The following is a 14110-nucleotide window of genomic DNA, read 5'->3' as shown; positions in this document are numbered from 1 at the left end:
TGCGGCCGGGTCTGCAAGCGCTTGTCGCGGCCCGTTTTAGCGCCCCCGACTGCTATCTACAGCTAATTACTGCCACTTACCGCGACTCCCGATATTGCGAAGGCGTATTGCCCGTAAGCTTCTTGAACAGCCGGGTGAAATAAAAGTAGTCTTGGTAGCCGATCCTGGCCGCGATGTCCTGCACGGTATCGTCTCCCTCCCGAAGCAGCTCGCAGGCGTTGCCGATCCGCAGTCTGGCCACGTAGGCGGTGAACGTTTCGCCCGTTTCTTTTTTGAACAGCTGGCTGATATAGCTCGGATTCATGAAAAACTGCTCGGACAGTCCCTGCAGCGACAGATCCTCCCGATAATGCCGGGTCACGTGCTGCAGGATCGCGTTAAACGTCTGATTGCGCGTCTCCGGCAACGGCGCGTCGCTCTGCTTGAGATAGCGGGACGACACGGCCGCAAGCCCCGCCAGCATCGCATGCACATCGGCGAACACTTGAGCGAGCTGCTCGTAGCTGTACAGCGCGGTCTCGGTCCGGCCCAGCTTGAACAGGAAGGAGTTCGTCATGTTGTACACCTGAAAAGCGTGCCGAATCGACAGCTCGCCTTCCCGGAACAGCGAGCCGATGCGCGCGAACGCGTCCGACAGCGTCTGTCCGTTTTTGTGCTCGACCGCCTTGCCGACGTCGAGCATATAGGCGTTCAGCGTATCCTCCTGCCATCGCCTGGGCTCATACACGCCGTTGCGTCCCGCAATGAAACGCTGATGCGCCGCGATGTCCGCCTCCGCGATGGCGTCGCGGATCTCCCGCCAGTCCGCGACCGGGCGTCCGATGCCGATGCCGGTCACGCCCTCCGGCATCGCGGCCTCCCAGCCCTCGCGGGCAGCCTGTACGTCCCGGGCGCCGATTAAATAGGCCGTCTTGGACACGCCCGTCTTCAGCCGGAAGGCGGCGCCCCCGAGTCCCGGCGGCTCTCCTCCGCCGATCGCGACGACCGGCACGACGCCGGCGGCGATGCGCGCCGCGAGCCCGCGCTCCCGCAGCTCGCCGAGCAGCCTGTCCGCCACCGCCGGATCGGGCTCGTCGAGGAGACGCAGCAGCGTCTCGGCAGAATCCGCGCCCCGCGCGTCGAGCTTGGCCGCCAGCTTGACGAGCACGCCCGCGATCTCGATCTCGTCGAACGGCTTGAGGCAATAAGCCGCCGCGCCGTAGGCCAGCGCCTTCTGGGCGTAAGCGAACTCCGCGTAGCCGCTGACGACGACGAACTGGATCGGCTCCGGCAGCTCCCTGCCTCTGCGAATGAGCTCCAGACCGTTCATTTCAGGCATACGGATATCGGTGAACACGACGTCCGGCCGCAGCCTGCCGATCGCCGCAAGCGCCTCTTCTCCGCTGGCAGCCTGTCCGGCCACGCGGAAGCCGTATCGCTCCCAGTCGACCAGATCCTTCAGACTCTCGACAACCCAGCTCTCGTCGTCGACGAGCAGCACCTTATGCATCCGAATCCCTCCTCTCGCGTGCGAACCGCAGCCTGATATGCGTTCCCCGTTCCGGCGAGCTGTCGATCGACAGGCCCGACTGCTGCCCGAATGTCAGCGCAAGACGATTGTTCACGTTAACCAGCCCGATGCTGCGAAGCTCGTCCGCCTCCTCCGGCCCGGATACAGGACCCTGTAGCACCCGCCGCAGCTCCTCGAGCCGTTCCGGCGGCATTCCGACGCCGTCGTCCCTTACGTCGACGACAAGATCGCCCGATTCGTCGATCTCCCCCGCGATCTCCAGCACGCAGTGCCGCAGCGTCGGCTCGACGCCGTGATAGATCGCGTTTTCGACGAGCGGCTGCAGGATCATCTTGGGCACGACGCGTTCGGATGCCGCCTCCGCGATACGATAGCGAACCGTGAAGCGGTCCGCGAACCGGATCTGCTGGATGCGTACGTAAGCCTCCACGATCCGGATCTCCTCGGACAGCGGAACGGCGTCCGCGCCCTTGACGCTGTACCGGAAGATGCTGGACAGCGCGCGGGTCATCGTCTTGATGCTGCCCTGGCCGTTCACGGCCGCGATGCCGGTGATCGCCTCAAGCGTATTGTACAAAAAGTGGGGATTGATCTGGCTGCGGAGAAAGGCGAGCTCCGACTTTTTGCGCTCGAGCTCGGTCCCGTACAGCCTGGCGTTCGTCTCCAGCAGACGCTGCGTCAGATGCTCGATCTCGTCCAGCATGTCGTTAAACGCGGCAGCCATGATGCTGATCTCCATGTAGCCCTTGAGCGAGATGCGCTTCCTGAACTTCAGGCTGTCGCCGCTCGCCGCCGTCGTCATGAAAAAAATCATTTTCTTGAGCGGCCGCAAAATGTTGTTGACGATGAACATGAGCGGAATGGCCAGCACGAGCAGGCCGATCGACAGGATAATCAGCTCCTGCTTGCGGATATCGAGCAGCTCCCGCAGCAGCGCATCCTTGGGCGCGGCGCTTAAGATCACGGCGTCGACGCCCGGCAGGCTCTCGGTCTGAACGACGTATTGCTTGCCCTGCCATTTCAACGACTGGATCCCGTCCTGCTTCAGGCTGCCGGTCAGCTCCGAGAGCCCGCTGCCGGTCTCCCGCTCGGTATTGCTTGCGATAATCTTGTACGAGCGGTCGAGCAGATAGATCTGGGTGTTGGTCTGCTTGAGCGTATAATCCTGCTCGCCCGCCAGCGACGCCGGATCGACGATAAAATACAGCGTGCCCACTCGCGTATTGAACAGTTCGCCTTGCTGCACGTAATAGATCGTCGTGGCGAACACGAGTCCTTGTCCCGAGCCGTACAGCGTGCCGAACTGACGCATATCCACGTAATAAGCGTTCGACTTGTCGGGCAGTTGCCCGTTCATCTCGGCGACATAACGGCTGCCGCCGTTGATGTCGATCGAGGCGCCGTTGTCGCCGGACACGACGATGTCGAGGATGCCGTCCTTGAGCTCTCTCTGGCTGGTGAGCAGCCGGCTGATTTCTTTGAACATTTCGTACCGCCGCAGCTCGTTTTTCTCCACAAGGAAGCTCTGGACGTCGGCATTGTACGAGATCGTCTGCATCAGCCGAAATAGGACGTCCCGGTTGGAGGCGACGTTTTTCTTGATCTCCGCGATCGTCTGCTTGACGTACGCCTCGTGATTGCGGGTGATCATCCCGGACATCGTCGTATACGTATGCAATATGATTACCAAAATAACGAGGATGGCCGATCCGGCCAGGATAAACAGCTGCGAGCGGATCGACAGTCTTCTCAGGAAGGCCACGCGGTCTCATCCTCACCGTTAGAATGACTGCAAGTACGGCCTATTATCAGCCTGCGGCACGCCTTCGTCAAGCTGGCGGAAAAAGCAAAGGCAGGCCGGCTCCGATCGAATCGGAACCGGCCTGCCTATCATCGCGCCTCTCGCGCTTAGTCGTCCTCGTCGTCCATCGCCGCGCGCATTTGCGCTTCCCACTCCGCGCGCCGGCGTTCCTCCAGGTATTCCTGCGACATGCGGTCGCGCTCGCGTCCTTTTTCCTTGAGCCGCTCGATGCCCGGCTGGATGAGCAGGTCTACCTCGGCCTGCACGACCGCGGACAGGTCGTACCGCTGCTGCGACTCGAGGTACCCGCCCACTTCCATCAGCGCGTTGTACCGGTCGAGCTCGTCCCGCGTCAGCAGCCCGCGCACCTGCACGCTGCAATGCCGCATTAGAGGAACTTGCCCTTGCGGAGCACGAGCGGAATGCCGCCGATGATGAACAGATAGCGGAGGTCGATCAGCTTCTTGATCCAGGCTGCCGTGCGGCCCTTGTATTTTTTGCCGAACGCCATCCCGATCGCCTCGCCCTTGCCGAGCGAAGCCACCGTGCCTTTGTTGCTGAATACGAACGGCCGCAGCGACTGATTGCGGATCGAAGCGACGAGGTTGTGGGCGCAGTTGACGCCCTGCTGCATCGCGATCTGTGCCGTAGGCGGGTATGGACGTCCCTCAGGGTTGAACATCAGCGAGTTGTCGCCGAGCACGTAGATGTTCTCGTGACCCGGCGCGCGCAGATACTCGTCGACCTTGACGCGTCCGCGCATCGTCTCGAAGCCGGCTTCCTCGATCAGCCGGTTGCCCCGGACGCCGCCGGACCAGATGACGGTCTGCGACTTGATCTCTTCGCCTTCGCCGACGATGACGCCGTCCGCCGTGCATTCCTTGATCGCGGTGCCGATGCGGAAGGTGACGCCCTTCTTGCGCAGCACCTCCATCGCGTACTCGACCAGCTCGGGATCGAAGCCGGGCAGCGCGGTGGGCGCCGCTTCGACGTTGATGATCTTGACGAGCGAGCGGTCCACGTCGAACTGCTTGCACAGATCGGGCACGCGGTCGGCCAGCTCGCCGATGAACTCGATCCCGGTGAAGCCCGCGCCGCCTACGACGAACGTCAGATAGTCCGTGCGGTGCGGCTCGCGCTTGTAGCGGGCGAACTGATATTCGATATGCTCGCGGATGAGCCGGACCGAGTTGATGCTGCGGATCGTGAAGGCATTCTCCGCCATGCCCGGGATGCCGAACGTCTCGGACTCGCCGCCCAGCGCGATAATCAGATAATCGTAGGATAATGTACCGTCCTCCAGGATGACCTTGCGGTCCTGCGGACGAATCTGCACGACGGTCGACTTGACGAAGTCGATCTTGAACTCGTCGATGAGCTTGGAGATGCTCACGCGCGCGTTGTCCGGGTGATCCGTACCCGCTGCAGGCATATGGAGATGCGTTGTAATATAGTGATAATCATGCTTATTGACGAGTGTCACGTCAGCTTCATTATAATTAAGCTCTTTTTGGAGACGCAGCGACGTCAGAACGCCGCCGTACCCCGCGCCTAGGATGACGATTTTGGGTATACTGCTCATGGGATCCCATCCAATCCAGTTTGGTGTTCAACATGTGAAAAAATCCACAATGAAGATAGGCATATTTGTCTCTTTGCCTCAAAAGAATCATATCGGCTTTACCCTTCTATTTCAAGGTTCATTGTTACAAAATCGTTTGGACTTCTCCACAAATTTACCCTGTTCCGCCTGGCTTTATCCTGAACGCATCCCGCTTGCGGACGCGGCATATTCGCTAAGGCGACAGACCCGGAATTGTCGTAAGTCCATGAAGAAACGGAGGAGCTGCAACGGCGTCTAGAACGGGCCTCTCCCGCGGATGCCGCCATCGTCGCCGGCTGGCGTTATTCGGCCTTATCCGGGCAAACTAAAGCCCGTCTCAGGGGTTCTAAATACATCGGCTTGCGCATTTATAATAAAGAAGGCATCCCTGCCCTCGGCCGGGACGGCCGAAAAAAGCGAGGATGCCTTCATTCATATGATCGGGACGCGCGCGACTATTTCGCAAGCCGCTCTTCCTTAATGGGCAGTTGTCTGCGCCGGATCTCGGCGTGCAGCAGATGTACGAATTCCCTTTCCAGCTTCAAGCGGACGGCATGTTGGTAAGCTTCCAATAGCAGCTCATCCGACAACAACGGCAACATGGCCTACACCCTTTCTTAAGCAGGCTATTCTGACGAGGATCCCGCTCGGCGAGCTCTTCGTGATGGCATCATAGCACGCTCCTCAACTGAGGGACAAGCGCCTCGCTATCCACATCGAGCTGTGTACAAGATGTGATTATTTTGTTGAAAAAACCCGTTTTCCGCGTTCAACCGGAGAGAATAGTGTGGATGAATTTATCCACAGGCAAAATACTGATTTTTCCATAAAAATAATTCATAGCGAAATTTGCGATGATAGCCACCAATAATTGAAATGCGAAGTTCGCAAGTCGTTATTGCGGGCGCGTATTGACCTCCAGCATCCAGATGCGTCCGCCGCGGTCGATGCCGTAATCGTAACCAAGCTGCCCGATCCCCGGGAAGCGACTCTCCAGCAGCGCCGTGGATGTACGGGTCAAGTGGCGCATCTGGCTCTTCTTGGGACCGACGAGACGTCCCGACAGCGATCTGGCGATGCCTTGACCGGCCGTGACCCGCGTGCCCCCCCTGCAGAGATTGGTGACGAAAAGTCCCCTGCGCGCCACGCGTCCGACCATCGCCCTGATTTGCCAGCCCGCTTCCGTCTTCACGTGCTTGACCCGGTAGTCGATCGGCCTTCCGGCGACCGTGGCCAGGCGGATGCCGCGCTGGATCAGGTACGCGCGTCTTCCCTTGAGCCGGCCGATATGCGCGCAGAGCCCCGCGAACGTACCGAAAGAGCGGACACTGCTTTTCGCATGAACCTGGTACCTCGCGCCGACCCGCGTAACCTTGATGAGACCGTGTCCCCCTGCACCGCGGACGGGCTTCAGAACGACCATGCCGTAATGGCTCAGCATCGTCCTCAGATTCCCCGTGCTGTATCTTCTCGTAGGCGGGATGTGACGCGCCACATAGCCGTTCGTCATAAGCGCCGTCGTTTTAAGCCATTTGCTCGCCAGCATGCGCCCGTTCTGCTGATGCATGCGCCAGTCCTCCTTTTATCCGATATATAACCAGCATACTCGGACATCCGCGCAGCCTCTTGGATGAATGGACATGGCAACCCGCCCTTTTGTCGGCAGGCGGCGGAGGGCGCCCAACCTGCCCTTTTACCCACATTCGACTGTGAATAAAACACCTATATGCTGTGGACAAACGTCTAATTCTCAATCATGGCGCTGTGGGAAAGTTGAACAACTTTATTCACAGCATGAGCGGCGTCTCCTCTTCGCGCCCGAACCGCTTCGCATCTGGTATCATAGGGAGAAATGTCGCCTGCCGTCAGGCAGCGACGAGAAGAGGAGTCTAGACCAATGAGCGCATCCTTCACGCGCCAGACCGTCCGTTTGCTCTGCGGCCGCATCGCCTACGAGAGCGGTCTGGCCTATGCCCGCGCGGGCAAAGTTTCCTTCGCCGCATACGACGACGAAGCCGGCGTCTACGAAGCGATCGTCCAGGGGAGCGGAAGATCCGTCTACGAGGCGAAAATCCGGATCTCGCGAGCGGGCGACGTAGCCGCCTCCTGCACCTGTCCGTCACTGGCTTCTTATGATAAATATTGCAACCATATCGCGGCCGCCCTGCTGCGGATCATCGAGCATCGACTGGCCGGAAGCGTCCCCGAGTCCGCTATGGGCGCGAGAGCCGGTCGCGGGGACGCGGAGGGGACCGGCCCGGATGAGGGACTGGCCGCCAAAATGATCGGGCTGTTCGCGTCCAAGCCGCTCTCGCGCAGCGGCGCGCGCAAACGGTTCGAGACGCGCGAGCAGCTGTCGGTCGGCTTCGTCTGCCTCCCGCTCGACGACAGCCGCGAGCTTGCGCTCGGCATCGAGGCGCGCATCGGCGCCGAGTCGGGGCGGATCCATGCGGTCAAGCAGATCGGCGGCTGGCTCGACAGCGTCGAACGAGGCGAATCGCACCCGATCGCCAGGACATTCGCTTACGACCCGGAGCTGCACTGCTTTTCGGAGACCGACGATGAGATCGTCCGGGAGCTCGTGCGCATCAACCGCGGCGACGTCGCGTTCGTCCGGTCTCCTTCGGGATTAAGCGGCGCGCGCAGCCAGCGGGCGCTCCGGATTCCGCCGGAGGACTGGGACGCGCTGTACGCGCTGCTCCTTCGCGCCCCGGACGTCTCGCTGCAAGCCGGGGACCGCTTGCTGCCGGGCTTGCCTTCGGCGGAGGGGCCGCTGCCCGTTCGCTATGAGATCGACTACGATCCGGACGACGCGGACGGCGGCTGCCTGTTGCACGTCCGCGGCCTGGAGTCAGTCGCCGTGCTGGAGGCATACGGGCTCGTCCTGACGGAGGACGGGCTCGTCAAGCTGCCTCGCGCTTCCTGCGCGCAGCTGGCGCAGCTCCAGCGGATGCTCCCGGCAGCGGACGCGACTGAACAGGCTGCCGAGCGGGGGGCAGCGTGGGGAACAGCGCGGGAAGTTGCGGCGATCGCGAACGACGCGAGACAGGTTCGCATTCCGCGCGAGCAGGCGGACGGCTTCATGGAACGCGTCGTGCCCGGACTCATGCGACTCGGCAGCGTGAAGATTGCCGAAGCCGTGTCGGACAAGATCGTCCGGGAGCCGCTCAAAGCCAAGCTGTACCTGGATCGCGTGCGCGACCGGCTGCTGGCCGGCTTGGAGTTCCACTACGGCTCCGTTGCGATCAATCCGCTGGAAGCCGCCGGCCCCAAACGATCGGACGACGGGCCGATCCTCGTTCGGGACGGCGAGCGCGAACGGCGCATCCTCGAGCTCATGGACGGCAGCGCATTCGTCCGCACCGAAGCCGGTTACGTGATGGGCGGCGACGAGGAAGGCGAGTTCGAATTTCTGTACCGGGTGCTCCCGCTGCTCGAACCGCTGCTCGGCGTCTATGCGACGGCCGCGGTCCGCATCCGCCTGCTGCCCGATCCTGTCGTCGTCAAGGTATCGGCCGATACGGACGAGCGCACCGACTGGCTCGAATTCAAATTCGACATCGCGGGCATTCCGGAAGCCGAGATCAAGTCGCTTCTGCAAGCGCTCGTGGAGAAACGCGCTTATTACCGCATGACCGGCGGCGCCCTCGTGCCGCTGGACGTCCAGGACTTCGCCGAGGTCAACAGGCTGCTCGACGCGACGGGCATGCTGCCTTCGGAGCTCAAGGACGGCAAGCTGCGCCTGCCCCTGGTCCGCGGCCTCCACTTGCTCGAGCCTGAAGGCGGCGCGGTCGTGAAGCACGGGCGCGCGTTGCGGGGACTGCTCGACGACCTGCGCCATCCGGATCAAGCCGCGTTCGCCGCCGCCCCGGCCGCGCTCGTCGGCACGCTCCGGGATTACCAACTGTACGGCTATCAATGGATGCGAACGCTGGCCCACTATCGCTTCGGCGGCATTCTGGCGGACGATATGGGCCTTGGCAAAACGGTGCAGAGCATCGCGTTCGTCGCCTCGATGCTGCCGGTCATGCGCGAGCGCGGCCAGCCGGCGCTTATCGTCTGCCCCGCCTCGCTCATGTACAACTGGCAGAGCGAGCTGCGCAAGTTCGCGCCGGATATCAGGTGCCGCATCGCCGACGGCGCGAAAAGCGAGCGCGCGGAAGCGCTGGCGAATCCGTCCCGTCATGACGCGATCATCGTCTCCTATCCGCTTTTGCGCAAGGATATTCAGCTGTACGCGGACATGACGTTTCACACGCTCATTCTCGACGAGGCTCAGGCGGTGAAAAACGAGACTACCCAGACGGCCCAAGCCGTCAAGCGGATCGTTGCGGAACAGCGCTTCGCGCTGACAGGCACGCCTATCGAAAACGCGCTGGACGAGCTTCGCTCCATTGCCGGCGCGGTATTTCCGGGCTTGTTCCCGGGGCGGCGCGCGTTCTCCGAGCTGTCCCGCGAGGAAGTGTCGGACCGCATCCGTCCGTTCGTGCTGCGGCGTCTCAAGTCGGACGTGCTGCGCGAGCTGCCCGACAAGATCGAGTCGGTCATCGCCTCCGAGCTGCTGCCGGCGCAGAAGAAGCTGTACGCGGCCTACCTGGCCAAGCTCAGGACCGAGACGCTGAAGCATCTGGATCAGGATACGCTGGATCGCAACCGGATCCGCATCCTGGCGGGCATCACGCGGCTGCGCCAGCTGTGCTGCCACCCGGCGTTGTTCGTCCAAGACTACGCCGGGGGCTCCGCCAAGCTCGACCAGCTGCTCGAGCTGCTGGACGATTGCCGCAGCGCGGGCAGGCGCGCGCTCGTCTTTTCCCAGTTCACGTCCATGCTGGCGATGATCCGGCGAGAGCTCGGCGCGCGCGGCATGACCCATTTCTACCTGGACGGCGACACGCCGGCTGCGGAGCGGGTGGAGCTCTGCGATAGGTTCAACGCCGGGGAACGCGAGCTGTTCCTTGCTTCGCTAAAGGCGGGCGGCACCGGGCTTAACCTGACCGGAGCAGATACGGTAATCCTGTACGACCTTTGGTGGAATCCCGCGGTGGAGCAGCAAGCGGCGGATCGCGTGCACCGGATCGGCCAGCAGCGCGCCGTGCAGGTCATCCGTCTCGTGGCCCAGGGCACCGTCGAGGACAAAATGACCGAGCTGCAGCAGCGCAAGCGCCACCTCATCGACGAGGTCATCCGCCCGGGGACGGAGTCGCTGTCCACGCTCAGCGAGGCGGATATACGGGAGCTGTTGTCGATCGGTATGGATTAGACTTGTGTTGCGTCGGTGTTCTGCAGCAGTCGACGAAGGAGGATTGGTGCATGCTGGTTTTATGAGGAATTAACAAAAAACGAGGGCGGCGATTTTCAATGATTTCGGCAATTCACAAGGAAAATTGACGTTTTTTAGAAGAGAGCGACATAAACGAGAAAGGCGGGATGGTATGGCTAAGTATGGATGCAATTGCGGCAAAATACTATCGAATAGTTTGATTCCCAACGACATTCAAATGCACGTGACTAAAGTTGAAGATTGGGACAAGGCTTTCAAAGAAAATGTGCAAGTATTTTATTGGCCTGAAGAAGATGTGTGGAGATGCCCTCGATGCAAGCGACTCCATCTTTTCAAGGGGATAAAGCATATCAGGGAATACGTCCTGGAGGAATATAATTTGGTCCTTCAAGTTGGCACTTGCAAATGCAGAAGCGCGGATATTGAACAATACATTGTTTACACAGATAAAGAGCTCGATAAGTATACCCTTGATCTTAATTACATCCAAGAGATGCCATTGCCTGAACGAACTGTTTGGTCATGTAAGATATGTCGGAGAGTGTACGTGCATGATCATCAAACATCTAGCGTAACAGGTTATAAACTAGACTTTGAACGATAAACCCTAGCCCTCTCACACTTCAGTTCCGACCATTCATTGAGGTGGTAGTCAATATGTTATTTAAAAAACGGCACTACGATGAACTAGCTGTCAAAGTGATTGTGGATGTAAGCAAAAGATACAAAAACATCTCCAAACACAAACGCATACTCGCCCCCGAAATACTCGAAAGCGTTTATCTCCTTGTCAATGAAGTCAAGATCAATGAAGATGCCGACGAAGTGTTTGTGATCTCGGAATTTTTTAATTCACTTGCGACCGACGGGAAATTCCCTATGTTTACGTGCTCCTGCGGCGTTTTTGGTTGCGGCGGTTTTTATATCGATGTCCATCATAAGAGACGCATCGTAACATGGATTACGGAGCAATCCACTGACAAAAAGCATGTATTTACAAGTGAAAACATTCGCTTCGTTGCCGAGGAGCTTATCCGCAAACTATCCGAAGTGAATGACTTAAGAATAAAAAACGATATGAAAGCTAACTACGACATTCAAGCTTTTACATCACAACTTGAATTATTTAGATCAAGGAGATGAGCCTTTGCTACCCGCTCTGATCGACAAGGAAATTAACTTTGAGCATGAGATCTGTCGATTGAGAATTACATATTTTCATGGAGATTATTTGATCACAGTAAATCAATACACCGATGATAATCAACTAGTGCTGAACACAAAGTTGTTTCTTCACTTTGGACACCGCAATACAAGATTTAGGGAGTTATATTGGGCCTATCGTTATAAGGGTTTAAATGAGATGGCTCAAATATTTCGGGAGCTTGCCTTCCGATTGTTCGGTGAAGGGAACTGGTCAAACAACGATAGGAGACGTAGAGGGCTGCCATTCATTTCATTTTAGTTGTTGTTTGCGCCATTGCTTGATTATCCATCATAAACGTTCATATAGGTTAGAGGTGAAAGCGATGAACCAAAAAGAATTCGATGCAGTCATTAAACTACCTGCAAACATTAGGTACGAGTACTTTATTAAGAAGGCTGCTGACTTTGAGGAAGTTTGGGGATTGTATGATGAGGGATGGGCTACAACATCAAACGATAGAGGAGAGCTCATGATTCCATTCTGGCCAGAAAAAGAGTTTGCAGAGCACTGCGCCTTTGAAGATTGGTCAAACTACAAAGCTTGCCAGATTCCATTGGATGAGTTTATGAACGACTGGTTACCTGTAATGGAGGAAGATCAACATCTACCTTCAATATTCTGGAACAGAAAAGATTCCGCAGTTCTTAAGGTGGATGTTTTACTTAACGACTTGAAGTTGGAACTCGAACAGTACTGAGTGTTCAACCATATTACCCGACATCGCAGGATTAATTTTAAACTTTTTATTCAGAAAATAACTGAAATGGAGAGATAAACTTTTGAGCCTGATGCGGTTAAAAATTCCTGCAGGTTACGCGATCGCTTTCAACAAATTTCATGATGTGGATCCTATTCTTGCCGATGGAGAAAATGATTTTTTAAGTAACTGGTATTACTTCACAGAAGATATACTGATGATTAAAAAACTCGATATTGTGGATGGAAGGCATGTTATCCCGGAAACCAACACATTTATCGTTGATTTAGGATGGTACCCAGACAGCAGCTTCACAGGCGAGTACAAACTGGTTCTTGTAGAAGTGCATGAAGATGAGTCGTGGAATGAAATAAAATCCTTACGTTCAAAAAGTAGATTTGAAGTTAGAGATGCTATTGAAATTTGGTTGCGCTTGCTTAACAACAATCAATTAGACGATGAATTTTGATGCGGCAGGACACTACGCTCCCTTGAGCAGGTCTGCCTATTCGCTTCTAAGCTGAGTCAAGCTTTTCTTAGTACAAATGCGACTCGCGATTTCCTAAGGTATCCTTCCTTCGTACCCTTCTTTATTTCCTTAAACAAAAGCCTCCCTCACCCGAATGTTGTCTCCAACATGCAAGCTCGGAAGGCCGTAAACTCATGTAATATCCCTTGTTTGTACCTTGTCGCGAAATCCCCTAATCAGCACTCGCCAGCCGCAGCAGGCTTGCCTGCGTCGGTCGCCGTGCGGAAGCTGGAACCGCAGCCGCAGGTAGCGGTCGCGTTCGGGTTAAAAATGGTGAAGCCGCCGCCGAGGCCGGACTCTTTCCAGTCGATCTCGAGGCCGTTCAGGTACTTCGCGCTGTCCTGGTCGACGACGACCTTCAGGTCGCGAATATCGAGCACGCGGTCGTCCTCGTGCTGTTCGTCGTCGAAGCCCATTCCGTATGAGAAGCCCGTGCAACCGCCCTCTTGCACGCCGACGCGGAGGAACAATCCTTCGTTTTCCTCCGATGCGAGCATTTCTTGTATTTTCTGACCGGCCGCCTCAGTGATCTGAATCATGTACGGTCCCTCCTGACGTATAAAAACAGTAATCGAACTGACTACAGTATACTCCTCTCCGCCGGTTCTCTCAAGAGGATCGAACGTCCTCGGGCCATCGCCGCCTGTGCTATACTTAGCTGGAAGTCCTTATGAACGGAGCGGAGCCGCATGACAGCGTTCACCGAAGACGAGTATTATGACGAGAAGTTTAATGACCTGCAATTGGCAAATGAAGAACTATCGTCCGTACGCTTCTACGACTGCACCTTCAGGAACTGCGACTTAACCGAGGCTGCGTTAAGAGCGTGCAAGTTCTCCGGCTGCACCTTTGAGAACTGCAATCTGAACTTCATCAAGGTGTTGGACAGCGAGTTCGTGGACGCCTCGTTTGTCAAATGCAAGCTCGTCGGCGTCAACTGGACCGAAGCCGATTGGCCGCGAACGGCGGGACGGCGCATGCTTAGTTTTAACCAATGCACGATCAGCCACTCTACCTTTATCGGACTGAAGCTGCCCGGCTGCGCGATCGTCGATTGCATGGCCAAAAACGCCGACTTCAGGGAAGCCGAGCTCCCCGATACGAGCTTCGCCGGCTCCGATCTCACGGAGAGCCTATTCGGCGATACGACGCTGACCGGCGCCGACTTCACCCGCGCCACGGGCTACGCGATCAACCCGACGCAGAACCGCATCCAAAAGGCCAAGTTTATGCTGCCGGAAGCGACGTCGCTGCTGTATAACATGGACATCGAGATCGTGGACTGAGCGTAGCGCGACCTTCGGCTTAACTGTGAGCCTTTGGAGTGGAGTTGCGTTACTGGATATTATGTGCACGAATTTGTGCCTTAGCGCGACTAGGGCGGGGCTTCCTTGCTTTCGTGCACCATTATGGTGCACGATGCGTGCCTCAGCGCGACTAGGGCGGGGCACCGCATCCTGAACGCTCGTCGCCTGGGCCCAG

The 14110-nt window shown here is 57.6% G+C and carries 12 protein-coding genes; 5 read left to right on the top strand and 7 right to left on the bottom strand.

What is annotated here, in order from left to right; all coding sequences use genetic code 11:
- Positions 1 to 76: 76 nt before the first annotated feature.
- The 6 genes from ACFOTD_RS21815 to ACFOTD_RS21790 form a co-directional block, all read right to left on the bottom strand.
- Entirely contained in the window at positions 77 to 1489 is a 1413-nt protein-coding gene (locus tag ACFOTD_RS21815) for a response regulator transcription factor (protein ID WP_378122042.1), read from the bottom strand.
- Positions 1482 to 3272: a sensor histidine kinase gene (locus ACFOTD_RS21810; RefSeq protein WP_378122041.1), complete on the bottom strand. Its 1791-nt coding sequence runs from the start codon at positions 3270 to 3272 to the stop codon at positions 1482 to 1484. The genes ACFOTD_RS21815 and ACFOTD_RS21810 overlap by 8 nt, the downstream gene beginning before the upstream one ends.
- Positions 3273 to 3418: 146 nt before the next feature.
- Positions 3419 to 3700, bottom strand: a complete 282-nt coding sequence (locus ACFOTD_RS21805; RefSeq protein ID WP_282907294.1) for a hypothetical protein — start codon at positions 3698 to 3700, stop codon at positions 3419 to 3421.
- Positions 3700 to 4893, bottom strand: a complete 1194-nt coding sequence (locus ACFOTD_RS21800) for an NAD(P)/FAD-dependent oxidoreductase (RefSeq protein WP_282907293.1) — start codon at positions 4891 to 4893, stop codon at positions 3700 to 3702. The genes ACFOTD_RS21805 and ACFOTD_RS21800 overlap by 1 nt, the downstream gene beginning before the upstream one ends.
- Positions 4894 to 5369: 476 nt before the next feature.
- Positions 5370 to 5516 carry a sporulation histidine kinase inhibitor Sda gene (gene sda, locus ACFOTD_RS21795; protein WP_090110608.1) on the bottom strand — a complete coding sequence of 49 codons (147 nt, stop codon included), beginning with the start codon at positions 5514 to 5516 and terminating at the stop codon, positions 5370 to 5372.
- A gap of 293 nt (positions 5517 to 5809) precedes the next feature.
- Positions 5810 to 6481 carry a YheC/YheD family protein gene (locus ACFOTD_RS21790; RefSeq protein WP_378122040.1) on the bottom strand — a complete coding sequence of 224 codons (672 nt, stop codon included), beginning with the start codon at positions 6479 to 6481 and terminating at the stop codon, positions 5810 to 5812.
- A 330-nt stretch (positions 6482 to 6811) separates the two neighbouring features.
- On the opposite strand from ACFOTD_RS21790, the gene ACFOTD_RS21785 reads away from it, so the two are divergent.
- From ACFOTD_RS21785 to ACFOTD_RS21770, 4 genes are all read left to right on the top strand, one after another.
- Positions 6812 to 10174 carry a DEAD/DEAH box helicase gene (locus ACFOTD_RS21785; RefSeq protein ID WP_378122039.1) on the top strand — a complete coding sequence of 1121 codons (3363 nt, stop codon included), beginning with the start codon at positions 6812 to 6814 and terminating at the stop codon, positions 10172 to 10174.
- Between the two features lie 678 nt (positions 10175 to 10852).
- Entirely contained in the window at positions 10853 to 11338 is a 486-nt protein-coding gene (locus ACFOTD_RS21780; protein ID WP_378122038.1) for a hypothetical protein, read from the top strand.
- Between the two features lie 386 nt (positions 11339 to 11724).
- Positions 11725 to 12099: a DUF2750 domain-containing protein gene (locus tag ACFOTD_RS21775; protein WP_378122037.1), complete on the top strand. Its 375-nt coding sequence runs from the start codon at positions 11725 to 11727 to the stop codon at positions 12097 to 12099.
- A gap of 91 nt (positions 12100 to 12190) precedes the next feature.
- Complete coding sequence (locus ACFOTD_RS21770; RefSeq protein ID WP_378122088.1) at positions 12191 to 12568, top strand: hypothetical protein; 378 nt, start codon at positions 12191 to 12193, stop codon at positions 12566 to 12568.
- Between the two features lie 236 nt (positions 12569 to 12804).
- Here ACFOTD_RS21770 and ACFOTD_RS21765 read toward each other — a convergent pair whose 3' ends face one another.
- Positions 12805 to 13167, bottom strand: coding sequence for a HesB/IscA family protein (locus tag ACFOTD_RS21765; RefSeq protein ID WP_378122036.1), 363 nt, complete (start codon positions 13165 to 13167; stop codon positions 12805 to 12807).
- Between the two features lie 150 nt (positions 13168 to 13317).
- Here ACFOTD_RS21765 and ACFOTD_RS21760 point away from each other — a divergent pair, with 150 nt between their 5' ends.
- Positions 13318 to 13914: a pentapeptide repeat-containing protein gene (locus ACFOTD_RS21760; RefSeq protein WP_378122035.1), complete on the top strand. Its 597-nt coding sequence runs from the start codon at positions 13318 to 13320 to the stop codon at positions 13912 to 13914.
- Positions 13915 to 14110: the final 196 nt, after the last annotated feature.

This window comes from Cohnella sp. GCM10012308 (assembly GCF_042649185.1).
Classification (GTDB): domain Bacteria; phylum Bacillota; class Bacilli; order Paenibacillales; family Paenibacillaceae; genus Cohnella.
Note: the sequence above shows the minus strand (reverse complement) of the source record. Positions and strands in the feature narration are given on the sequence as shown.

Bases quoted from the DNA above. Each gene is read 5' to 3' on its own strand.
- ACFOTD_RS21765 (WP_378122036.1), bottom strand. From the start codon at position 13,167: ATGATTCAGATCACTGAGGCGGCCGGTCAGAAAATACAAGAAATGCTC.
- ACFOTD_RS21770 (WP_378122088.1), top strand. From the start codon at position 12,191: ATGCGGTTAAAAATTCCTGCAGGTTACGCGATCGCTTTCAACAAATTT.
- ACFOTD_RS21785 (WP_378122039.1), top strand. From the start codon at position 6,812: ATGAGCGCATCCTTCACGCGCCAGACCGTCCGTTTGCTCTGCGGCCGC.
- ACFOTD_RS21815 (WP_378122042.1), bottom strand. From the start codon at position 1,489: ATGCATAAGGTGCTGCTCGTCGACGACGAGAGCTGGGTTGTCGAGAGT.
- ACFOTD_RS21775 (WP_378122037.1), top strand. From the start codon at position 11,725: ATGAACCAAAAAGAATTCGATGCAGTCATTAAACTACCTGCAAACATT.
- ACFOTD_RS21805 (WP_282907294.1), bottom strand. From the start codon at position 3,700: ATGCGGCATTGCAGCGTGCAGGTGCGCGGGCTGCTGACGCGGGACGAG.
- ACFOTD_RS21760 (WP_378122035.1), top strand. From the start codon at position 13,318: ATGACAGCGTTCACCGAAGACGAGTATTATGACGAGAAGTTTAATGAC.
- ACFOTD_RS21790 (WP_378122040.1), bottom strand. From the start codon at position 6,481: ATGCATCAGCAGAACGGGCGCATGCTGGCGAGCAAATGGCTTAAAACG.
- ACFOTD_RS21800 (WP_282907293.1), bottom strand. From the start codon at position 4,893: ATGAGCAGTATACCCAAAATCGTCATCCTAGGCGCGGGGTACGGCGGC.
- sda (WP_090110608.1), bottom strand. From the start codon at position 5,516: ATGTTGCCGTTGTTGTCGGATGAGCTGCTATTGGAAGCTTACCAACAT.
- ACFOTD_RS21780 (WP_378122038.1), top strand. From the start codon at position 10,853: ATGTTATTTAAAAAACGGCACTACGATGAACTAGCTGTCAAAGTGATT.